16 protein-coding genes are annotated in these 21,035 nt (G+C 72.3%); 6 read left to right on the top strand and 10 right to left on the bottom strand.

All coding sequences use genetic code 11. The features are described 5' to 3' along the window. Positions 1-2 precede the first annotated feature (2 nt). The 8 genes from hisB to BMW78_RS19350 form a co-directional block, all read right to left on the bottom strand. On the bottom strand, positions 3-611 hold the full coding sequence (hisB, locus tag BMW78_RS19385; protein WP_091763074.1) for an imidazoleglycerol-phosphate dehydratase HisB: 609 nt from the start codon (positions 609-611) through the stop codon (positions 3-5). Further along, on the bottom strand, positions 608-1,801 hold the full coding sequence (locus BMW78_RS19380) for a histidinol-phosphate transaminase (RefSeq protein WP_091763072.1): 1,194 nt from the start codon (positions 1,799-1,801) through the stop codon (positions 608-610). The genes hisB and BMW78_RS19380 overlap by 4 nt, the downstream gene beginning before the upstream one ends. After that, positions 1,798-3,129: a histidinol dehydrogenase gene (gene hisD, locus BMW78_RS19375; RefSeq protein WP_091763070.1), complete on the bottom strand. Its 1,332-nt coding sequence runs from the start codon at positions 3,127-3,129 to the stop codon at positions 1,798-1,800. Before hisD ends, BMW78_RS19380 begins: the two co-directional genes overlap by 4 nt. A 107-nt stretch (positions 3,130-3,236) precedes the next feature. Then, entirely contained in the window at positions 3,237-4,523 is a 1,287-nt protein-coding gene (locus BMW78_RS19370) for an MFS transporter (protein WP_091763068.1), read from the bottom strand. Positions 4,524-4,566: 43 nt separating this feature from the next. Beyond that, positions 4,567-7,596: a bifunctional [glutamine synthetase] adenylyltransferase/[glutamine synthetase]-adenylyl-L-tyrosine phosphorylase gene (locus BMW78_RS19365; RefSeq protein ID WP_091763132.1), complete on the bottom strand. Its 3,030-nt coding sequence runs from the start codon at positions 7,594-7,596 to the stop codon at positions 4,567-4,569. 10 nt (positions 7,597-7,606) lie between these two features. Next, a complete protein-coding gene (glnA, locus tag BMW78_RS19360) occupies positions 7,607-8,944 on the bottom strand; it encodes a type I glutamate--ammonia ligase (protein ID WP_091763066.1) in 1,338 nt (445 codons plus the stop codon). Positions 8,945-9,011: 67 nt separating this feature from the next. Beyond that, positions 9,012-10,559, bottom strand: a complete 1,548-nt coding sequence (locus BMW78_RS19355; RefSeq protein ID WP_091763064.1) for a phytoene desaturase family protein — start codon at positions 10,557-10,559, stop codon at positions 9,012-9,014. Between the two features lie 155 nt (positions 10,560-10,714). Further along, on the bottom strand, positions 10,715-12,982 hold the full coding sequence (locus BMW78_RS19350; RefSeq protein WP_342707756.1) for an immune inhibitor A domain-containing protein: 2,268 nt from the start codon (positions 12,980-12,982) through the stop codon (positions 10,715-10,717). A 302-nt stretch (positions 12,983-13,284) separates the two neighbouring features. On the opposite strand from BMW78_RS19350, the gene BMW78_RS19345 reads away from it, so the two are divergent. Continuing rightward, entirely contained in the window at positions 13,285-15,027 is a 1,743-nt protein-coding gene (locus tag BMW78_RS19345; protein ID WP_091763062.1) for an NAD+ synthase, read from the top strand. 34 nt (positions 15,028-15,061) lie between these two features. Beyond that, positions 15,062-15,940, top strand: coding sequence for a 3-methyl-2-oxobutanoate hydroxymethyltransferase (gene panB / locus BMW78_RS19340; protein ID WP_091763061.1), 879 nt, complete (start codon positions 15,062-15,064; stop codon positions 15,938-15,940). 29 nt (positions 15,941-15,969) lie between these two features. Here the strand turns inward: panB and BMW78_RS19335 are convergent, their stop codons facing one another. After that, positions 15,970-17,289 carry an ArgE/DapE family deacylase gene (locus tag BMW78_RS19335; protein WP_091763059.1) on the bottom strand — a complete coding sequence of 440 codons (1,320 nt, stop codon included), beginning with the start codon at positions 17,287-17,289 and terminating at the stop codon, positions 15,970-15,972. Positions 17,290-17,335: 46 nt separating this feature from the next. Here BMW78_RS19335 and BMW78_RS19330 point away from each other — a divergent pair, with 46 nt between their 5' ends. Further along, positions 17,336-18,367, top strand: coding sequence for a TIGR03557 family F420-dependent LLM class oxidoreductase (locus tag BMW78_RS19330; protein ID WP_245736016.1), 1,032 nt, complete (start codon positions 17,336-17,338; stop codon positions 18,365-18,367). 19 nt (positions 18,368-18,386) lie between these two features. Next, entirely contained in the window at positions 18,387-19,034 is a 648-nt protein-coding gene (locus tag BMW78_RS19325) for a class I SAM-dependent DNA methyltransferase (RefSeq protein WP_091763058.1), read from the top strand. 32 nt (positions 19,035-19,066) lie between these two features. Here BMW78_RS19325 and BMW78_RS19320 read toward each other — a convergent pair whose 3' ends face one another. Beyond that, the gene (locus BMW78_RS19320; protein WP_091763056.1) at positions 19,067-19,255 is read right to left on the bottom strand and encodes a methionine aminopeptidase; all 189 of its coding nucleotides are present in this window, start codon (positions 19,253-19,255) and stop codon (positions 19,067-19,069) included. A 49-nt stretch (positions 19,256-19,304) separates the two neighbouring features. On the opposite strand from BMW78_RS19320, the gene map reads away from it, so the two are divergent. Next, positions 19,305-20,168: a type I methionyl aminopeptidase gene (gene map, locus BMW78_RS19315; RefSeq protein WP_091763054.1), complete on the top strand. Its 864-nt coding sequence runs from the start codon at positions 19,305-19,307 to the stop codon at positions 20,166-20,168. Positions 20,169-20,246: 78 nt separating this feature from the next. Then, the gene (gene ppgK, locus BMW78_RS19310; RefSeq protein ID WP_091763052.1) at positions 20,247-21,008 is read left to right on the top strand and encodes a polyphosphate--glucose phosphotransferase; all 762 of its coding nucleotides are present in this window, start codon (positions 20,247-20,249) and stop codon (positions 21,006-21,008) included. Positions 21,009-21,035: the final 27 nt, after the last annotated feature.

Here is a 21,035-nt window from a genome sequence, read left to right as displayed (position 1 = left end):
TCCTACAAGCTGCCCTTCGCGCTCGGCACCCCGGTCACGCGCGGGTCGCGCGCGACCGCGGCCCGCAGGGCACGGGCGACGGCCTTGAACTGTGCCTCCACGATGTGGTGCGGGTCGCGACCGGACAGCACGCGCACGTGCAACGCGATGCCGGCGTGGTAGGCGAACGACTCGAGCACGTGGCGGGTGAGCGAGCCGACGTAGTTGCCGCCGATGACGACGTATGCCTGCCCCTCCGGCTCGCCGGTGTGCACGACGTAGGGGCGCCCGGCCACGTCGACGACCGCCTGCACGAGGGCCTCGTCGAGCGGGACCGTGGCGTCGCCGAAGCGGGAGATGCCCCGCTTGTCGCCGAGCGCCTCGCGCAGGGCGTCGCCGAGCACGATGGCGACGTCCTCGACCGTGTGGTGGGCGTCGACGTCGACGTCACCGGTGGCCTTGACGCGCAGGTCGATGAGCGAGTGCTTGGCCAACGACAGCAGCATGTGGTCGTAGAAGCGCACCCCGGTGCTCACCTCGCCCACGCCGGTGCCGTCGAGGTTGATCTCGAGCTCGACGCTGCTCTCGGACGTGGTCCGGCTCAGCGACGCGGTGCGGTCGGGGGTGCTCATGCGGAGGGCTCCTGTGCGGGGGCGGGGGCCGTGGCGGTCACGGGGACGTCGGCCGGGGTCGGGTCGGTGGCGGTGTCGGCGGAACGCAGGGTCGGGACGACCTCCGCCATCGCCGCCAGGAAGGCGTCGGTCTCGGCCGGGGTCCCGGCCGTGACCCGAAGGTAGTGGGCGATGCCGACGTCGCGGACCAGGACGCCCCGGTCGAGCAGCGCCTGCCACGCCACCGCCGAATCCGGGAGGCCGCCGAAGAACACGAAGTTGGCGTCGCTCGGCACCGGCTCGAGCCCCAGCTCGCGCAGCCCGTCGACGATGCGGTCGCGCTGCTGCTTGATCACCGCCACGGTCGACAGCATCTCGGGGGCGTGCCGCAGGGCGGCCAGCGCGATGGCCTGCGTGGGCGACGACAGGTGGTAGGGCAGGCGGACCAGCCGCAGCATGTCGGTGAGCGCCGGCACGGCGGCCAGGTAGCCCAGCCGTCCACCGGCGAACGCGAACGCCTTGCTCATCGTGCGGGTCACCACGAGGCGTTCGCGGCCCTCGAGCAGGGTCAGCGCGCTCGGCACCCCCTCGCGGGCGAACTCCTCGTAGGCCTCGTCGACGACGACGATCGCGTCCGGGGCGGCGTCGTGCACGGCCCGGACGAGCTCGAGCGAGAGCGCCGTGCCCGTCGGGTTGTTGGGCGAGCAGAGGAAGACGACGTGGGGCCGGTGCTCGCGCACCTGCTCGACCGCCGACTCGACGGTCAGGTCGAACGGCGCGTCGGCGCCGATGCCCCGGCGTCCGTCGACCCAGCGGGTGCCGACGGTCTCGCTGATGATCGGGTGCATCGAGTATGCCGGTGTGAACCCGAGTGCCGTGCGTCCCGGGCCGCCGAACGCCTGCAGGAGGTGCTGGAGCACCTCGTTGGAGCCGTTGCCGGCCCACACCTGCTCCGGCGTCACCACGACGCCGGAGGTGGAGGTCAGGTAGTCGGCGAGAGCGGTCCGCAGCTCGGTGAACTCGCGGTCGGGGTAGCGGTTCAGGTGGGGCGCCACCTCGGCCACGGCCGCGGTGATGTCACGGACCACGTCGTCGGGCACCGGGTAGGAGTTCTCGTTGGTGTTGAGCCGCACCGCGACCTCGAGCTGGGGCGCGCCGTAGGCGGTCTTGCCGCGCAGGTCGGGGCGCAGCAGCTCGCGGAGCCGGCTCACAGCGCGTCGCCGAACCGGGCGGTGACGGCCTCGCCGTGCGCCGGCAGGTCCTCCGCCTGGGCGAGCGTCACCACGTGGCTCGCGACCTCGCGCAGGGCCGCCTCGTCGTAGGTGACGACGTGGATGCCGCGCAGGAAGGACTGCACGGACAGGCCGCTGCTGTGCGTGGCGCAGCCACCGGTGGGCAGGACGTGGTTGGAGCCGGCCGCGTAGTCGCCGAGGCTGACCGGCGCCCAGGGACCGACGAAGACCGCTCCCGCGTTGCGCACCCGGGCAGCGACCGCTGCGGCGTCGCGCGTCTGGATCTCGAGGTGCTCGGCGGCATACGCGTTGACGACGGCGAGGCCGGCGTCGAGGTCGTCGACGAGCACGGTGCCCGACTGCTGCCCCGTCAGGGCGGTGCGGACCCGCTCGGTGTGCTTGGTCAGGCCGACCCGGCGCTCGAGCGCGGTCGCGACCCGCTCGACGAGGTCGGGGCTGTCGGTGACGAGCACCGCCGCGGCCAGCGGGTCGTGCTCGGCCTGGCTGATGAGGTCGGCCGCGACGTGCTCGGCGTCGGCGCTCTCGTCGGCGAGGATCGCGATCTCGGTGGGGCCTGCCTCGGCGTCGATGCCGATGAGGCCCTTGAGGAGCCGCTTGGCGGCGGCGACGTAGATGTTGCCCGGGCCGGTGACGAGGCTGACCGGCTCACAGGTCGCGTCGGCGTCCTCGAACCCGTAGGCGAACGCGGCGACGGCCTGGGCGCCGCCCACGGCATACACCTCGTCGACCCCGAGCAGCGCGCACGCGGCGAGGATCGTCGGGTGCGGGTAGCCGGCGAACGCGCCGGTGTTGTCGCGCTGCGGCGGGCTCGCGACGGCGAGCGAGCCGACCCCGGCAGCCTGGGCCGGGACGACGTTCATGACCACGCTGGAGGGGTAGACCGCCAGGCCGCCCGGCACGTAGAGGCCGACCCGGTCGACCGGGACCCAGCGCTCGGTGACCTCGCCGCCGGGCACGACCTGCGTGGTCGTGTCGGTGCGCCGCTGGTCGGCGTGCACCACGCGGGCTCGGCGGATGGACTCCTCCAGCGCCGCGCGCACCGCCGGGTCGAGGGCCTCGAGCGCCGCGGTGAGCACCGCGGCGGGCACCCGCAGCGACGGGGGCCGCACACCGTCGAAGCGCTCCCCCAGCTCGTAGAGGGCCTCGGCTCCACGATGACGGACGGCCTCGGTGATCGGCCGCACCGTCTCCAGTGCTGCCTCGACGTCGAACTCGGCGCGCGGCAGGGCCTGGCGCAGCTCGCGCATGCTGAGCACGCGGCCGCGCAGGTCGATCGTGGACATCATGGACCCGATTCTAGGTGGCGCGGCTCGCACTCCCGTCCGCGGTCCAGCCTCCGGGAGGCCGGCCCCGTGCAGCCCTGCTGGTCGTCACTGCGCAGTGGGCAAGGGCCTCAGGCTGCGCGGGAGGTGGTCTCCTGGACCCCGAAGGTGCGGGCCACCGCGTCGGCCAGCTCGGTGCGCGGCCAGCGCGCGGCCACGAGCACGATGCCGCCCAGGCTGACGACGGCGCAGACGCCGATCGCCGCGGCAGGGGTGGTGTGCTGCGAGATCCAGCCGGCGAGCAGGTAGAAGACGCCGGTGGACGCCACCGAGAGCGCGCCGGCCAGGCCGAACACGCGTCCGCGCAGCTCGGCCGGGACCATGAGGGTGAAGGTCGACTGGAGCGGCAGCATGTAGGCCTGCAGGGCGCCGCAGGCGAACCAGGCACCCCAGACGGCCGGCAGCGGCGGCTCGAACACCGTCACCAGCAGCGGCAGCGGCATGACGAGGGCCATGCCGAGCACGGAGCGGTTCTGCTCCTCGGCGCCGAACCGGCTCACCACCAGGAGTCCGGCCACGGCACCCAGGATGGGGGCGGCCATGAGCATGCCGCCCCAGCCCGGCTGGCCGGAGTGGGTGTTGACGTAGGGGATGGCCACGGCCTCGGGGGCAGCCATGGCGAGCGTGCTCGTGAGGCTCAGGAGCAGCAGGGAGGTCAGCACCCGGTTGTGCACGAGGTGGCGGCCGCCCTCGACGATGTCGCGGACGAAGCCGGTGACGCCCTCCGAGGCCAGGCCGACGGGGTCGCGACGGGGCACGACGATCGCGAGGACCACCGAGGCCACGAGGAAGGTGAGGAGGTCGAAGAGCAGGCCCTGCACCGGGCTGGCCGTCGTGACCACCACGCCGCCGATGGCCAGGCCGATCGCCTGGTTGGTCTGCTCGGCGAGCGTGTTGAGCCCGAAGGCCTTCCCGTAGAGGCGCCGGTTGGGGAACAGGTCGGTGAGCAGCATCTGGTTGGCCGCCACCGTGGGCCCACCGGCGAGCTCGAGCAGGAACAGCAGCGCCAGCAGCAGCGCCACGGGGGCGGACGACACCACGGCCGCCAGCAGGGCGACCACGAAGGCGGCGCGCACGAGGTGGGTGCCGATGAGGACGAACTTGTAGGGCAGCCGGTCGGCGAACGGCGAGAGCACCATGCGACCGAAGACACTGGGGAGCAGCGAGACGGCGAAGGTGGCCGCGGTCGCGACCGCGGAGCCGGTGCGCTCGAAGACGACGGCAGCGACGGTGATCCGGGCGATGTAGTCGCCCCAGGTCGACAGGGACGCGGCCAGGAAGAACGGGAGGAACCCCGGCGCCCTCAACACCTCCCGATAGGACGGCACACCCTCCCCGCCCCAGCCCCTCTGCTGCATGGGCTGACCGTACCCTCCTCAGAGGCGTCACAAAAGTCCACTTCTAGGACGCGTCGTAAAAGTCCATTTCGACAACTGCCCTCGCGCGTCGGGCGAACCGGCGGTAGAGGTCTGCCAGCTCGGCCCCGCTCCCGGGGTCCATCCCCATGATCCGGCCCACCCCGTCGGCCACCCGCAGGTCCGAGGGAACCGAGTCCACCGGCCGCCCGCGGAAGAGCACCGAGGCGTTGCGCATCCGCGAGGCGAGGGTCCAGGCCGCCCGCAGGTCCTCCGCGTGGGCGGGGTCGAGCAGCTCGGCGTCGACAGCCGCCTGCAGGGCCTCCAGCGTCGAGGTCGTGCGCAGGGCCGGCACCTCGTGGGCGTGGCACATCTGCACCAGCTGCACGGTCCACTCGACGTCGCTCAGCCCGCCACGGCCGAGCTTGAAGTGCGTCTTGGGGTCGGCGGCGCGCGGCAGCCGCTCGGCCTCCATGCGCGCCTTGAGCCGGCGGATCTCTCGCACCTCGCGGGGCCCGAGCCCCTTCTCCGGCCAGCGCAGCGGGTCGACCAGCTCGAGGAAACGGCGGCCGAGGTCCTCGTCACCGGCGATGGGCCGAGCGCGCAGCAGCGCCTGTGACTCCCAGGTCAGCGACCAGCGCGCGTAGTAGGAGCGGTAGCTGTCGAGGCTGCGGACCAGCGGCCCGCTCTTCCCCTCGGGACGCAGGTCGGCGTCGATGCCGAGGTGCGGGTCCGGGCCCTGGCTGGCGAGCAGCCGCCGCAGCTCCTGCACCACCTCCAACGCCTGGGCCTGCGCCTCCTCCTCGGAGGCACCGGCCCGCGGCTCGTGCACGAACATCACGTCGGCGTCGCTGCCGTAGCCCACTTCGGCCCCGCCGAGCCGGCCCATGCCGACGACGAGGAGGGAGGTGGCGAGCTCGCCGCCGTGGCTCTCGGCGACCGCGCGCTGGGCGACGTCCAGGCTGGCCTCGACGAGCGCCTCGGTGACGTCGGTGAGCGCGTGGCCGACGCCCCTCAGGTCGAGCTGGCCGGTGAGGTCGGCCACCGCGATGCGGAAGAGCTCGTGGCGTCGCACGCTGCGCGCGGCCTGCACCGCCCGCTCCGGGTCGTCCTTGCGTGCGGCTGCCGCGGTCATCCTGCGCAGGAGGTCCTCGCGGGGCCGCGGCGCCAGCCCGGCGCTCTCGCCGAGGACGGCGACCGCCTCGGGCGCGCCCATGAGCAGGTCCGCGGCATACCGGCTGCGGGCGAGGGTGTGCGCGAGCCGCTCGGCGGCGGAGCCCTCGTCGCGCAGCAGGCGGAGGTACCAGTGGGTGGACCCGAGGTCCTCGCTGACCTTGCGGAACGCGAGCAGCCCACCGTCGGGGTCGGCCTCGTCGGCGAACCAGCCGAGCATGACCGGCAGCAGCGTCCGCTGGATCGCCGCCCTCCGGCTGACCCCAGAGGTCAGCGCCTCGAGGTGGCGGATCGCGCCGGCGGGGTCGCGGAAGCCGAGGGCCGCCAGCCGCTCGCGGGCCGCCTCGGGCCCGAGCCGGGCCTCGGAGGTGCTGAGCCGCGCCACCGCCGCCAGCAGCGGCCGGTAGAACAGCCGCTCGTGGATGCGCCGCACCTCGCGGGCCTGCTGCTGCCACCGGGTGACCACCTCGACCTCGGCCTCGCTGCGGTAGCCCAGCCCACGGCCGAGGCGGCGCAGGTCGGGGTCGGCGGTGGGCATGAGGTGGGTGCGGCGGAGCCGGAAGAGCTGGATCCGGTGCTCGAGGGTGCGCAGGAACCGGTAGCTCTCGTCCAGCGCCGCGGCGTCGTCGCGCCCGACGTAGCCGCCCACGGCCAGGGCGTCGAGCGCCTCCAGCGTCGTGCCGGAGCGCAGCGAGTCGTCGGCGCGGCCGTGCACCAGCTGCAGCAGCTGCACGCTGAACTCGACGTCGCGCAGCCCGCCGGGACCGAGCTTGAGCTGCCGGTCGGCCTCGGCCGGCGGCACGTGCTGCTCGACCCGCCGGCGCATCGCCTGCACGTCCTCGACGAAGTTCTCGCGCGAGGCCGCCTGCCACACCAGCGGGCTCACCGCGTCGAGGTACTCCCGGGCCAGCTGCCGGTCACCGGCGACCGCCCGGGCCTTCAGCAGCGCCTGGAACTCCCACGTCTTGGCCCACCGCTCGTAGTAGGCACGGTGGCTGGCGACCGTGCGCACGAGCGGTCCCTGCTTGCCCTCCGGGCGCAGCGCGGCGTCCACCGGCCACAGCACCCCGTGGGCCGTGGACGTCGAGCAGGCCCGCATGAGGTGGGTGGCCAGCGCGGTGGCGGCGGCCAGCGCCGTGGTCTCGTCGGCGCCGTCGGCCGGCTCGGCGACGAAGATGACGTCGACGTCGCTGACGTAGTTGAGCTCCCGGCCCCCGGTCTTGCCCATCCCGATGACGGCCAGCCGGCAGGTGTCGGCCTTCTCCCCCAGCTCCGCCCGCGCGATGACCAGGGCCGCCTCCAGGGCCGCCTCGGCGAGGTCGGCCAGCGCCTCCGCCGTGTCCGGCAGTGTCGCCGTCGGTCCGTCGGAGGTCAGGTCGATCGCCGCGATGCCGAGCAGCTCACGCCGATAGGCGACGCGCAGGGCGTCGTATGCCGTGAGCCCACCGGGTTCCCGTACGGCGCCGGTGAGGTGGTCCACCCGCTCCTGCGTCGTCAGGGTTCTGGCCTCGGTGACGTCGCGCCAGTGCTCGGGGTGCGCGACGAGGTGGTCGGCCAGGGCCGTCGACGCCCCCAGCACCGCGAGCAGCCGGTCGCGGGCCGCCCCGGCGTGGCGCAGGGCGGCGACGAGCCCGGACAGCGAACCCTCTGGGTCGGCCTCGCTGTCGCGCCGCCGGGGCTCGTCGGCCCGCACCGACTCCATGAGCCGCACGAGGCTGAGCAGCGCGAGGTCGGGGTCGGCGGTGTCGCCGAGGGCGTCCGGCAGGCCGTCGCTGAACTCGTCGTCGAACGGGTCGACCAGCCCGGCCAGGGCGCGGTCGCCCAGCAGCTGCTCGGCCCGGGCCGCCTCGGCGAAGCCCAGCCGGGCCAGGGTCGCCGTGCGGGAGGGCTGACGAGGGCTCACCACTCCCCCGTCACAGGCCCGGCAGGTACCGCTTGAGCTCGAACGGCGTGATCTCGCCGCGGTAGTCGTCCCACTCGGCACGCTTGTTGCGCAGGAAGAAGTCGAAGACGTGCTCGCCGAGGGTGTCGGCCACCAGTTCGCTCCGCTCCATCACGGCGATCGCCTCGTGCAGCGTGGCCGGCAGCGGCTCGATGCCCATGGCGCGGCGCTCCGAGCCGGTCAGGCCCCACACGTCGTCCTCGGTCTCGGCCGGCAGCTCGTAGTCCTCCTCGATGCCCTTGAGACCGGCGGCGAGGATCACCGCGAAGGCGAGGTAGGGGTTGCACGCGGAGTCCAGGGTGCGCAGCTCGACCCGGCTGCTCTGGCCCTTGGCGGGCTTGTACATCGGCACCCGCACCATGGCGCTGCGGTTGTTGTGGCCCCAGGTCAGGTGGGCCGGCGCCTCGCCACCGCCCCAGAGGCGCTTGTACGAGTTCACCCACTGGTTGGTCACCGCGGTGATCTCGGCGCCGTGGCGCAGCAGGCCGGCGATGAACTGCCGCCCCACCTTTGACAGCTGGTACGGCGCGCCCGCCTCGTAGAAGGCGTTGCTCTCGCCGTCGAAGAGCGACATGTGCGTGTGCATGCCCGAGCCGGGGAACTCGGCGAAGGGCTTGGGCATGAAGGAGGCGAAGATGCCCTGCTCGAGCGCGACCTCCTTGATGACCGTGCGGAAGGTCATGATGTTGTCGGCCGTCGACAGCGCGTCGGCGTAGCGCAGGTCGATCTCGTTCTGACCGGGGGCGCCCTCGTGGTGGCTGAACTCCACCGAGATGCCCATCGACTCGAGCATGGTGATGGCGGCGCGCCGGAAGTCGTGGCCGGTGCCGTGCGGCACGTGGTCGAAGTACCCGGCGTTGTCGACCGGCTCCGGCCGCTCCCCCGGGCGGAAACCCTGCTCCAGCAGGAAGAACTCGATCTCCGGGTGCGTGTAGAAGGTGAAGCCGAGGTCGGCCGCCTTGCCCAGCGCGCGCTGCAGCACGTGTCGCGGGTCGGCCTTGGCGGGCGTGCCGTCCGGGAGGGCGATGTCGCAGAACATCCGCGCGGTGCCGGGGCTCTCGCCACGCCACGGCAGCACCTGGAACGTCGCGGGGTCGGGCTTGGCCAGCATGTCGGCCTCGTAGACCCGGGCGAAGCCCTCGATGGCCGACCCGTCGAAGCCGATGCCTTCAGCGAACGCACCCTCGAGCTCGGCCGGCGCGACGGCCACGGACTTGAGCGTCCCGAGCACGTCGGTGAACCACAGCCGCACGAAGCGGATGTCGCGCTCCTCGATGGTGCGGAGGACGAACTCCTGCTGACGATCCATGGGACGAATCCTGCCCTACTCGGGTGTCGTGGTGGCGCGGCGCGCCACGGTGTGGGACCTGCGTGGGCTACGAGCCCAGCACCGCCTGGGCGGCGTTGTGGCCCGGTATGCCGGACACCCCGCCTCCGCGGCGCGCGCCGGCCCCCGCGAGGAACACCTTCGGGTGCGGCGTCTCCACGCCCCAGGTCCCGACGTCCGCGGCGCTCTCGGCCCATGGCCACTGCAGCGACCGGTGGAAGATGTTGCCGCCGGGGAGGCCGACCTCCCGCTCGAGCTCGACCGGGGTGCGGGCCTCGAGGCAGTAGGCGCCGTCGGCGTCGCGCAGCAGCACGTCCTGGATGGGTTCTGCCAGCACCGAGTTCAGCGATTCGAGGGTGTGGCTGAGGGCGAGGTCACGCATCTCGTCGTGGTCCTCACGGAAGAGCCGCTCCGGCATGTGCAGGCCGAACAGGGTGAGGGTCTGCGCGTCCGAGGCGGCCAGCTCCGGGCCGAGGATGCTGCGGTCGGAGAGGCTGTGGCAGTAGATCTCGCACGGCGGGAGCTGCGGCACGTGGCCGGCGGCAGCGGCGGCATACGCGTCCTGGAGCTGCTGGTAGCCCTCGTTGATGTGGAAGGTGCCGGCGAACGCGGCAGCGGGGTCTGCGTCCGGGTCCAACAGGCGCGGCAGCCGGCTCAGCAGCATGTTGACCTTCAGCTGCGCGCCCTCGGGTGCCTCCTCGGTGGGGACCGGCGCCGCTCCCCCGGCGGCCAGCAGCCCGTTGAGCACCGCCGGCGCGCAGGCGGCGAGCACCGCCGCGCCCCGGGCGGATCCGCCCTCCCACTCGACGTCTCCGTCGGGAGTCACGCTGAGCACCCGGGCGTCGGTGCGGATGTCGGCACCGGCTGCCGACGCGGCCCCGGCGAGGGCGGTGGTGAGCGCCCCCATCCCGCCGACCGGCACGTCCCAGTCACCGGTGCCGCCACCGATGAGGTGGTAGAGGAAGCAGACGTTCTGGCGCAGGTCGTCGCCCCGCAGGTCTGCGAAGGTGCCGATGAGGGCGTCGGTCGCGACGATGCCGCGCAGCGTGTCGTCCGGGAAGGTGGCCTCGAGCAGCTCGCCGAGCGGCCGCTGCGTGACGCCCTTCCACAGCTCGTCGTCGCCCACCCGCTCGGCGAGCTCGTCGGCGGCGCGCAGCGGCTCCAGGACCGTCGGGAAGACGACTCGCGCAAGGGCGGCCATGCGGTCGTAGAAGCGCTGCCAGTCCCGATGGGCGTCGAGGGACCCCGTGAGCACCTCGAAGGCGTGGGCGGTGGCGGCGGGGTCGCCGTTGTCGACCAGCACCGAGCGGCGCGGGTCGGACGGCAGCGGGGTGAACGACGAGTAGCGGCGCCGGATCAGCCGCAGGTCGAGGTCGAGGTCGGTCATGACCTGGCGCGGCAGCAGCGAGACGAGGTAGGAGTAGCGCGACAGCCGGGCGTCGACGCCGGGAAAGGCCCGGGCCGACACGGCCGCCCCGCCCACGTGGTCGGCGGCCTCGAGGACGAGGACCCGCCGCCCGGCCCGCGCGAGGTAGGCGGCGGCGGTCAGCCCGTTGTGGCCGGCACCGATGACGACGTCGTCGTAGTCGTGGTTCACGGCCCCAACACTAGGGCGAGGCGCTGGCTCGGCAGTGGAGCACCGCGCACGCGAACGGGGCCCCGGGATCGCTCCCGGGGCCCCGCTGTCACGCTGTGGCCGGACTCCTTTGTCCCGCCGGTCAGCTCAGTCCTGCTGGTGAGCTGACGGTGAGGTCACTTGAAGCTGACCTGCACCTGCAGCTCGTTGCCGCCGTCGCTGGACTTGTTGACCTTCATGACGGTGCCGGTGCCCGCGACCTTGGTGGAGCTCCACGGGTTGGTGGCGTCCCAGTAGGCGTTGGGGTTGCTGTCGTCGAAGGTCGGGATCGCCGGCTGCGAGGGGACCTCGGTGGCGATGCCGTTCTTGTGGAACGTGACCGCGTCGGTCTTCTCGAGGCCGAAGGTGGCGTCGAACGGCTGGCGCCGGTTGCCGAGCTTGGTGCCGTCGTAGAACCGCACCGGAGCCGGACGGGCGTCGACCGGGAGCACCTCGCCGCCACCGGGGTGGTTGCGGGTGTTGTTGTCCGTGTACTGGCCGTCGATGTACCAGACGAGCATGCCGTTCTGGTACGGGAAGCGCTCCACCCAGTCGGGGCGGGTGTTGGCGAACCCGAAGTTGTACGGGCCCGTCTGCAGGGTCGCGTCGTAACCGGTGTAGGTCCGGTTCTCGGCGATGTAGTAGTGGCTGGCCTGCTCAGAGGTGGTGCCGGTCATGCGGGAGAAGCCCTGGGCCGTCCAGCCGTTGTCACCGGACTCCACGTCGTCGCTGAACACCTGGGCACCGTCGGCGGTCACCGCGATGTCGTCGACGAACGGGCCCTCGTAGTGCAGTCCGCCGTCGGTGGCGTAGCGGAAGCGGAACTGGATGCTCTTGCCGGCGTATGGCGTGAGGTCCCAGGTCTGCTGCTGCCACGGCGTCAGCGCCTTGTTGTCCGTCGGGCCCGTGACCGGGGAGCCGACAGACGACCAGTTGGCACCGTCGGTGCTGACCTCGGCGTAGAGGTAGTCGTAGCCCTTCTCGATGTTGTACTGCAGCCACGCCGAGACCGAGCCCGAGTTCTTGCCGGTGAGGTCGATGGTGCGCGAGAGCGTGTTGTTGAGGCTGTCGTCGGCACCGCCCCACCACTCGTACGAGCCGGAGTGCGGCTTGTTGTAGGCCGTCGTGACCGTCTTGTCCGGGAGCGGCGTGATGAGCGCCTGGTAGTTGGACGTGGACGCCGGCTTGTCGGCCGGGCCGAGCTTGACCGTCGAGTCCTGGCCGTAGGGCACGACCTTGTAGTCGAGCCAGCCGAGCTGGAGCTTCTCCCACGGACCCATGTAGCCGGGCGTGGTGCCGATCGAGTCGGTGCCGTGGTTCAGCCAGGAGCCACCGGACATGAGGGTCCAGAAGCCGGTGCCGTTGTCACCGCCCTGGGTGTCGTACAGGTCGGGCAGGCCGAGGTCATGGCCGAACTCGTGGGCGAAGACGCCGAGGCCGCCGTTCTCCGGCTCGGTGGTGTAGTCGCCGACCCAGATGTCGGAGTCACCGATCTTGGCGCCGCCGAGCTTGGCCTGCGCCGGGCCGGTCTGGCCGTAGTCGGTCGAGTTGACGTACCAACGGTGCGACCAGATGGCGTCCGCACCGAGCACACCGCCGCCGGCCTCCTCGCCCTCTCCGGCGTGGATGGCCTGGAAGTGGTCGATGTAGCCGTCGGGCTCGTTGAAGTTGCCGTCGCCGTCGGCGTCGTAGCGGTCGACCTTGTCGAACTGCTTGAGGTAGTCGTTGATCTCGGCCTTGGTCTTGCCCGCCGCGAGCTGCGCCTGGTACCAGGCGTTCACCGTGTCGGTGATGTAGGACCAGTAGCCCTGCTGCTCGTTGTCGTTGTTGCCGTAGGTGGCGGCCTCGCCCTTGACCTGCACCCAGTCGGAGACGTCGCCCTTGGCGAGGAACCGACCGTTGGACTGCTTGAGGTAGAAGTCCTTGAACGACTCACCGTCGCCGAACATCATGTCCTGGTAGTGCTGACGGTCGAAGTCCTTCGTCCAGTAGGTCGAGTTGTCGTCCGTGCTGCTGCCGTCCCAGTTGCGGTCGGGCTCAGGGATGTTGTTGTGGGTCAGGTCGCTGAAGTCGGTGAGGATCGTGAAGATGTCCTCCTCACGCTCCACGGGGTAGGAGACGTAGCGGTCCTTTGACGCCTTGCTCCCCTTGGGGGCCTTGGCGTTCCCCTTGATCTTGATGACCCGCTGGCCCCCGCGGGTCTCCGTGGTGGCCTCCCCCTTGACCAGCTTCTCGACGGCCTCCTTGCGCAGTGCGCGCTGGGCGTCGCCGAGCGGGTTGGGAAGGTCGTGGGCCCGGTTCGTGGCCTTCGGTTCCTTGTCGCCCTGCACAGGGGTTGCCTGCGCCTGGACGGGCGCCATGCTCAGCGCGACGGCTGCCACCGCCACCCCGGACAGGACGCTCACGTGACGTCTCTTCACAGATCCTCCAGTGGTGTTCGTGTGCCAGAAGCGGCACACAAACCGAGATCAGAACACGAATTTCCGGCATTTCCACCGGCCGGAACGTAAAGACTCGTCAAAAATTCACATACCTGATCGGGTATCTAGGCGACGGTTCCGGAGGGTCCGAGGCCGCCTCCACGACCCGCGAGAGCCCGGATCCCAGCCCGGATGCGAGCCCGGATGCGACGCCGCCGCGAGGGCCGTCGCGCGCCGCCGGAACGCTCAGCGCCGCGCCCCCCGGGGGCCCTCGGTAGGGTGCCGACATGGCTCAGCTCCGACTCGCCCTCGCCCAGGTCAACGCCACCGTCGGAGACCTCCCGGGCAACGCGGCGCTGGTCCGTGAGTGGACCGCCCGCGCCGCTGCCGAGGGGGCGCACCTGGTCGCCTTCCCGGAGATGGCGCTGACCGGCTACCCCGTCGAGGACCTGGCGCTGCGCACCTCGTTCGTCGACGCGTCCCGGGCCGCGCTGACCCACCTCGCCGCACAGCTCGCCGCCGACGGCCACGGGGACCTGCCGGTCGTCGTCGGCTACCTCGACCGGGCCGCCCCGGGCACCCTCGACACCGACCCGCAGCGCGAGCTGCCCCAGAACTGCGCTGCCGTCCTGCACCGCGGCGAGGTCGTCGCCCGTTACGCCAAGCACCACCTGCCCACCTACGGCGTCTTCGACGAGGCGCGTGTCTTCGCCCCGGGGCACGACCTCGCCGTCGTGCGGGTCCGCGGCGTCGACGTGGCCCTGGCGATCTGCGAGGACATCTGGCAGGAGGGCGGACCGGTCTCGATGGCCCGCGAGGCCGGTGCGGAGCTGCTGCTCGTCCTCAACGGCTCGCCCTACGAGCGCGACAAGGACGACGTGCGCCTCGAGCTGGCCGCCCGACGAGCCCGGCAGGCGGAGTGCGTCCTGGCCTACCTCAACCTGGTCGGTGGGCAGGACGAGCTCGTCTTCGACGGCGACTCGATCGTCGTCTCCCCCGACGGCTCGGTGCTCGCGCGCGGACCGCAGTTCGAGCAGGACCTGCTCGTCGTCGACCTCGACGTCGCCCCGTCGACCTTCGACCCGAGCGACGTCACCGAGGGCGTCACCTTCACCTCGGTGAGCGAGGAAACCGCCGAGCCGTATGCCGCGCGGCCGGCGCCGTGCGCCGAGCGCCTCGACCCCGTCGGCGAGGTGTACCAGGCCCTCGTGCTCGGGCTGCGCGACTACGTGCGCAAGAACGGCATGCGCTCGGTGGTGCTGGGCCTCTCCGGGGGCATCGACTCCGCCCTCGTCGCCGCGGTCGCCTGCGACGCCCTCGGTGCCGAGAACGTGCACGGCGTCTCGATGCCCAGCGCCTACTCCTCGGAGCACTCCAAGGACGACGCAGCCGACCTGGCCGACCGCACCGGGCTCCACTACCGCGTGCAGGCCATCAAGCCGATGGTCGAGGCGTTCCTCGGCGAGCTGGGGCTCACGGGCGTCGCGGAGGAGAACCTGCAGGCCCGGTGTCGCGGGGTGATCCTCATGGGCCTGTCGAACGAGGAGGGCCACCTGACGCTGGCGACCGGCAACAAGTCGGAGCTCGCCGTCGGCTACTCCACGATCTACGGCGACAGCGTGGGCGGCTTCGCCCCGCTGAAGGACGTGCCGAAGAGCCTGGTGTGGCAGCTCTCGACCTGGCGCAACGAGGAGGCCGAGCGGCGCGGCGAGACCATGCCGATCCCGCCGAACTCGATCACCAAGCCCCCGTCGGCCGAGCTGCGCCCGGGGCAGGTCGACCAGGACTCGCTGCCGCCGTACGACGTGCTCGACGCCATCCTCGAGCGCTACGTCTCCGGCGCCCAGGGTCGCGCGCAGCTCGTCGAGGCCGGCTTCGAGGCCGACGTCGTCGACAAGGTCGTCTCACTGGTGGACCGGGCCGAGTGGAAGCGCCGGCAGTTCGCGCCCGGGCCGAAGATCTCGGCGCTGGCGTTCGGGCGCGACCGCCGGCTGCCCATCACCAGCCGGTGGCGTGAGCAGGACTCCTGAGCCCCTTCCCTGTGCGGGCCCCTAGGATCCCGGCATGAGCGACTCCTCTCCCACCGGCGAGACCACGGCTCCCTACGGCTCCGGCCCCCAGGCCCGGGCTGGTGGCGCCCCCGTGCGGCGGGTCCGCATCCCGCACCTGCAGGCCATGAAGGAGCGGGGCGAGAAGTGGGCCATGCTCACCGCCTACGACCAGTACTCGGCGGAGATCTTCGACGAGGCCGGCATCCCCGTGCTCCTCGTCGGTGACTCGGCCGGCAACAACGTCTTCGGCTTCGAGACCACGGTGCCCGTCACCGTCGACCACCTGCTGCCGCTGGTGAAGGCTGTGACGACCTCGGCCCGGCGCGCGATGGTCGTCGCCGACCTGCCGTTCGGCTCCTACCAGGCCAGCCCGGAGCAGGCGCTCGGCACCGCCACACGGTTCATGAAGGAGGGCCTCGCCCACGCGGTGAAGCTCGAGGGCGGCAAGGCCATGGTCCCCGAGATCGAGCTGCTCGTGCGCGCCGGCATCCCCGTCATGGGGCACGTCGGCTTCACGCCCCAGAGCGAGCACGTGCTGGGCGGCTACAAGGTGCAGGGCCGCGGTGACGCGGCCGACCGCCTCGTCGACGACGCGGTGGCCCTCGAGCAGGCCGGGTGCTTCGCCGTCGTCATGGAGATGGTCCCCGCCCCCCTCGCCGCCCGGGTCACCGAGGTCCTGTCCATCCCGACCATCGGCATTGGCGCCGGTCCGGACTGCGACGCCCAGGTGCTCGTGTGGTCGGACATGGCCGGGCTCCGGGGCGGAAAGCCACCGCGCTTCGTCAAGAAGTACGCCGACCTGCGCGGCACCCTCGCCGAGGCAGCCAGGGCGTATGCCGCGGACGTCGCCTCCGGCGCCTTCCCGGCCGCCGAGCACTCGTTCGAGGAGTAGGTCGACGCCCGAAGGTGGGCGACCCGAGTTCAGCGCCCCGACGCCATGTGAGGCCCGCACCGGCGCAGCGCCAGCAGGGCGTAGACCCGGGCACACCGCACCAGGTCCGCCACCTGCACGTGCTCGTCGAGCGCGTGCGCGTGCTCGACGTCGCCCGGCCCGTACTGGACGGTGGGGATCCCCGCGGCGGCGTAGTGGCGCAGGTCTGACCCGTAAGGGGCACCCAGCACCGCCGGCGCAGAGCTGCCCTGTGCGACAACGCAGCTCACGAGGTCGGGCAGCAACGGGTCACCGTCCGGCAAGGCCCCGGAGGCGAACTCGCCCCCGGGCCAGCTGACCTGCACCGGGTGGTCGCGCAGCCACGGGTGGGCGGCACCGGCGCGCCCCAAACCCTCCTCGAACGCGGCCCGCGCGTCGTCGAGCGACTCCCCCAGCCGGACGCCGTACCGTCCCTCGGCGACCAGTCGGTCGGGCACAGTGCTCGCCCAGTCACCCGCGTGCACCACGCCGATGGACAGCGGCCAGGGCAGGTCGAGGTGCGCGAACAACGGTGGCGCAGAGGCGTTCCGCTCCGCCTCCAGCTCGCCCAGCGCCGCCTGCACCGGCGCCAGCAGGTCGACGGCGCTCACACCCCGGGTGCGGGTCGAGCCGTGCGTGGCCCGGCCACGGATCTCGAGCCGGAACGTGAGCGAGCCTCCGTTCGCCGGCACGACGGCACCTGAGGTCGGCTCGGCGATGACGCAGGCCTCGGCGCGGTGTCCGCGCCGCAGGGTGGCGAACGCCCCCAGCCCGCCGTCCTCCTCGGCGCTGACGGCGTGGACGGCCAGCGGTCGGTCCAGCCGCACGCCGGTCGAGACGAGGGCCGACACCGCCCCCAGCACAGCGGCGAGACCGCCCTTCATGTCGCAGGTTCCGCGCCCGGCGGCGACGCCGTCGGTCCGCCGCAGGCGCCACGGGTCGCCCTCCGGCCAGGCCGCCGGGTCTCCCGGGGGCACCACGTCCGTGTGGCCGCAGAAGGCCAGCGACGGCATACCGGCGCCCTGCGCCCTCGTGGGCCGCGCGCCCCCATCGAGAACGCCGACGCAGCCTCGGGCACGGGTGCGCTCCACCTCCATCCCGGGGAAGCCCGGCGCCGCCCGCTCCGCGGCCACGTCGATGTCCCAGGCGTCCACGGAGAGGCCGAGCTCGGCCAGCCGGCCGGCGCACCACTCCTGGGCCGCGACCTCGGCCTCGGTGCCGCCCACGGAGGGGATGGCCACGAGCGCGGCCAGGTCACGCAGCAGTCCCTGCTCGTCGACGGCGTCGAGCACTGCCTGCTCATCGGCGGAGATGGGGGTGTCGTCAGGCATGGGGCCGAGACTCTCACCCCGCGCGGCTGCGGGATACCGTGACCGCATGACGGACCGGACCCACGCGATGACCCCCGACGGCTCCCTCACGGTCGGCTACGCCGCCATGCTCGAGCAGTTCGCACCGCGCGAGGCGATCGACCTGACCGTGCACGCCGAGGCCCACGGCTTCTCGGGGTGCATGGCCGCCGACCACTTCCAGCCGTGGGTGCCACAGCAGGGCCAGGCGTCCTTCGTGTGGAACGTGCTCGCCGCGGTCGGTGAGCGCACCGAGGGCGACCTCGGCCCGGGCGTCACCTGTCCGTCGTTCCGGTTCCACCCGGCGATCGTGGCGCAGGCCGCGGCGACGCTGGAGGCCATGAACCCCGGCCGCAGCTGGCTCGGCCTGGGCACCGGCGAGGCGCTCAACGAGCACGTGGTGCCGGGCTACTGGCCCGAGGCCGGCGAGCGCTCGCGCCGCATGTGGGAGGCCATCGAGCTCGTCAACCAGCTCTTCTCCGCCTCCCTGAAGGGCAGGGACACCAAGTTCTCCGGCGAGTTCTTCAAGATGGAGACCACCCGCCTGTGGACCATGCCCGAGGTCGCTCCCCCGGTACTGGTCGCCACGGCCGGGCCCATCAACGCGAAGAAGACCGGCAAGTTCGCCGACGGCATGATCACCGTCGGCGCCCCGCTGGAGAAGATCGAGGGCCTGTTCGCGAAGTTCGAGGAGGGCGCTCGCGAGGCCGGCAAGGACCCGTCGACCATGCCCAAGGTGCTCCAGCTGCACCTGTCGTGGGCCGAGACCGACGAGCAGGCGCTGCAGAACGCCGTGACCGAGTGGCCCAACGGCGGGATGAAGTTCCCCAAGGCCGACATCCGCAGCCCGTTCGAGTTCGAGCAGATGGCCAAGCTGGTGCGACCCGAGGACTTCGACGGCCGCATGGTGGTCTCGGCCGACCTCGACGTGCACCGCGCCGAGATCCAGCGCTACGTCGACCTCGGCTTCGACCGGGTCTACCTGCACAACGTCGGCCGCAACCAGCGCGAGTGGATCGAGGTCTTCGGCCGCGACGTACTGCCCAAGCTGGTGCGGTGAGCGGCCCTACGCTGGCCCCATGAGCGAGCACGAGATCCCGGTCCCCGAGAGCGAGCCCCGCACCCGCTGGTCGGAGGTCTCCGGCGGCATCGGTGCCGCCACGGCATACCAGCGCCGCTTCGACGATCTGGCGGCCAAGGGGCTCGACGTGCACGGCGAGGCCTCCTTCGTGCAGTCGGTGCTGCCGCCACCGGCCCGCGTCCTCGACGCCGGGTGCGGCACCGGTCGCGTGGCCACCCAGCTGACCGCGCTCGGCTACCACTGCGTCGGCGTCGACGCCGACCGCGACATGATCGAGGTGGCGCGGCGGCGCGACCCCGCCACCTCCTGGCTGCAGCAGGACCTCAGCCGGCTGCAGCTCCGCTCACAGGCGTTCCAGCTGGTCCTGCTCGCCGGCAACGTCGTGCCACTGCTGGCGCCCGGCACGCTGCTCGCGGCGATGGAGCGCATCACCGCGCATCTGGAGCCGGGTGGTCTGGTGGTGGCCGGGTTCGGGCTCGACGCGTCGCACCTGCCGGCGGGTGTGCCGGTGACCCCGCTGGAGGACTACGACAACGCCTGCACGGTGGCGGGGCTGTCGTTCCTGCGGCGCCACGGCACCTGGGACCGCCAGCCCTGGAGTCCCGAGGGCGGCTACGTGGTCAGCGTCCACCGCCGCAACGACTGAGGAGTCGCTGCCGAGGAGCACCCCCACCGGCCTCAGTCGTCGACGTCCTCGTCGGCCCAGGCGCGGTCCTCCTCGTCCCAGCGCTCGGTCTTCGCGCGGGCGGTCTCGAGGGCGTGCGACGCCTCCTCCTCGGTGGCGTAGGGGCCCATGACGTCCTCACCGCGGCTGCGGGTCTCGTCGGTCTCGACCTTGCCGGTGGAGATGTTGAACCAGAAAGCCATCGAGAGCCTCCATGTCGGTGTGCGGGTCGGGCTGCCTAGACTCCACCGTATGCCGCTGACGTACGCAACTGTCGCCCCCGGGACCGTGTCGCCGCGGCGCCCCGTGCCCGCCTCGATCAGGCGGCCCGAGTACGTCGACCGGCCGGCGCCGGCGAAGGGCCTGGGCCCCGAGGTCAAGGACGCCGAGACCATCGAGAAGATGCGCGTCGCCGGGCGGATCGCCGCCCAGGCGATGGAGGCCGCGGCCGCCGCGATCGCCCCCGGCGTGACGACCGACGAGATCGACCGGGTCGGCCACGAGTTCCTCCTCGACCACGGCGCCTACCCCTCGACGCTAGGCTACCGCGGCTTCCCCAAGTCGCTGTGCACCTCGGTCAACGAGGTCATCTGCCACGGCATCCCCGACAGCCGGCCCCTCGAGGACGGCGACATCGTCAACATCGACATCACCGCCTACATCGACGGCGTGCACGGCGACACCGACGCGACCTACCTGTGCGGCGACGTCGACGAGGAGTCGCGCCTGCTGGTCGAGCGCACCCACGAGGCGATGATGCGCGGCATCAAGGCCGCGAAGCCCGGCCGCGAGGTGAACGTCATCGGCCGCGTGATCGAGTCCTACGCCCGCCGGTTCGGCTACGGCGTGGTGCGTGACTTCACCGGTCACGGCATCGGCGCCGAGTTCCACTCCGGCCTGATCATCCCCCACTACGACGCGGCGCCGTCCTACAACACCGTCATCGAGCCCGGTATGACGTTCACCATCGAGCCGATGCTCAACCTCGGCACCCACGAGTGGGAGATGTGGGACGACGACTGGACGGTGGTCACCAAGGACCGCAAGCGCTCGGCGCAGTTCGAGCACACCATCCTGATCACCGAGAGCGGCAACGAGATCCTCACCCTCCCCTGAGGCGCCGCTGCCGCTCCGGTGACCGCGCAGGCCGACCGCTCGCGACCTAGGGTGTGGTGGCAGCGAAAGGAGCAGCACATGACGGCACCGGTCACCGCACTCGGGATCGACGTCGGCGGCAGCGGCATCAAGGGCGCCCCCGTCGACCTCGACCGTGGCGACTTCGCCACCGACCGCCTGCGCATCCCGACGCCGGAAGGCGCCTCGCCCCAGGCTGTCTGCGAGGTCATCGGCGAGATCGTCGAGCACTTCGACGGCACGCAGGGGCACCTGCCGATCGGCGTCACCATCCCGGGCGTGGTCACCCACGGGGTGGTGCGGTCGGCCGCCAACATCCACCCGGACTGGGTCGGTTTCGACGTGGTGACCCACCTGCACGACCTGCTCGACCACCCCGTCATCGCCGTCAACGACGCCGACGCCGCGGGCATCGGCGAGATGTACCACGGTGCCGCGCGGGGTCGCGACGGGCTGGTCATCCTGACGACCCTCGGTACCGGCATCGGCACCGCGCTGATCCACGACGGCGTGCTGGTGCCCAACTCCGAGCTCGGCCACCTCGAGGTCGACGGCCACGACGCGGAGACGCGGGCCTCGTCCGGCGCGCGGGAGGCCGAGGACCTGTCGTGGGAGGAGTGGGCGAAGCGGCTGCAGCGCTACTACAGCCACCTCGAGGCGCTGCTCTGGCCCGACCTGTTCGTCGTCGGCGGCGGCGTGTCGAAGAAGGCCGACAGGTACCTTCCCCTGCTGGACCTGCGCACGCCGATCATCCCGGCCCAGCTCGAGAACCGGGCCGGCATCATCGGGGCCGCCCAGCTCGCGGCCACGTCGGCGCACTGACCGGCCGTCGTCGCCGAGGGTCCGGCG

The sequence above is a fragment of the Pedococcus cremeus genome (genome assembly GCF_900111375.1).
Taxonomy (GTDB): Bacteria; Actinomycetota; Actinomycetes; order Actinomycetales; family Dermatophilaceae; genus Pedococcus_A; species Pedococcus_A cremeus.
This window is presented reverse-complemented; position numbering and strand designations above follow the sequence as displayed.

What these genes read in the sequence shown, in the direction of transcription:
- glnA (WP_091763066.1), bottom strand. Translation starts at nt 8,944, where the DNA reads ATGGATCGTCAGCAGGAGTTCGTCCTCCGCACCATCGAGGAGCGCGAC.
- BMW78_RS19370 (WP_091763068.1), bottom strand. Translation starts at nt 4,523, where the DNA reads ATGCAGCAGAGGGGCTGGGGCGGGGAGGGTGTGCCGTCCTATCGGGAG.
- ppgK (WP_091763052.1), top strand. Translation starts at nt 20,247, where the DNA reads ATGACGGCACCGGTCACCGCACTCGGGATCGACGTCGGCGGCAGCGGC.
- BMW78_RS19320 (WP_091763056.1), bottom strand. Translation starts at nt 19,255, where the DNA reads ATGGCTTTCTGGTTCAACATCTCCACCGGCAAGGTCGAGACCGACGAG.
- BMW78_RS19325 (WP_091763058.1), top strand. Translation starts at nt 18,387, where the DNA reads ATGAGCGAGCACGAGATCCCGGTCCCCGAGAGCGAGCCCCGCACCCGC.
- hisD (WP_091763070.1), bottom strand. Translation starts at nt 3,129, where the DNA reads ATGATGTCCACGATCGACCTGCGCGGCCGCGTGCTCAGCATGCGCGAG.
- BMW78_RS19330 (WP_245736016.1), top strand. Translation starts at nt 17,336, where the DNA reads ATGACGGACCGGACCCACGCGATGACCCCCGACGGCTCCCTCACGGTC.
- BMW78_RS19335 (WP_091763059.1), bottom strand. Translation starts at nt 17,289, where the DNA reads ATGCCTGACGACACCCCCATCTCCGCCGATGAGCAGGCAGTGCTCGAC.
- hisB (WP_091763074.1), bottom strand. Translation starts at nt 611, where the DNA reads ATGAGCACCCCCGACCGCACCGCGTCGCTGAGCCGGACCACGTCCGAG.
- panB (WP_091763061.1), top strand. Translation starts at nt 15,062, where the DNA reads ATGAGCGACTCCTCTCCCACCGGCGAGACCACGGCTCCCTACGGCTCC.
- BMW78_RS19345 (WP_091763062.1), top strand. Translation starts at nt 13,285, where the DNA reads ATGGCTCAGCTCCGACTCGCCCTCGCCCAGGTCAACGCCACCGTCGGA.
- map (WP_091763054.1), top strand. Translation starts at nt 19,305, where the DNA reads ATGCCGCTGACGTACGCAACTGTCGCCCCCGGGACCGTGTCGCCGCGG.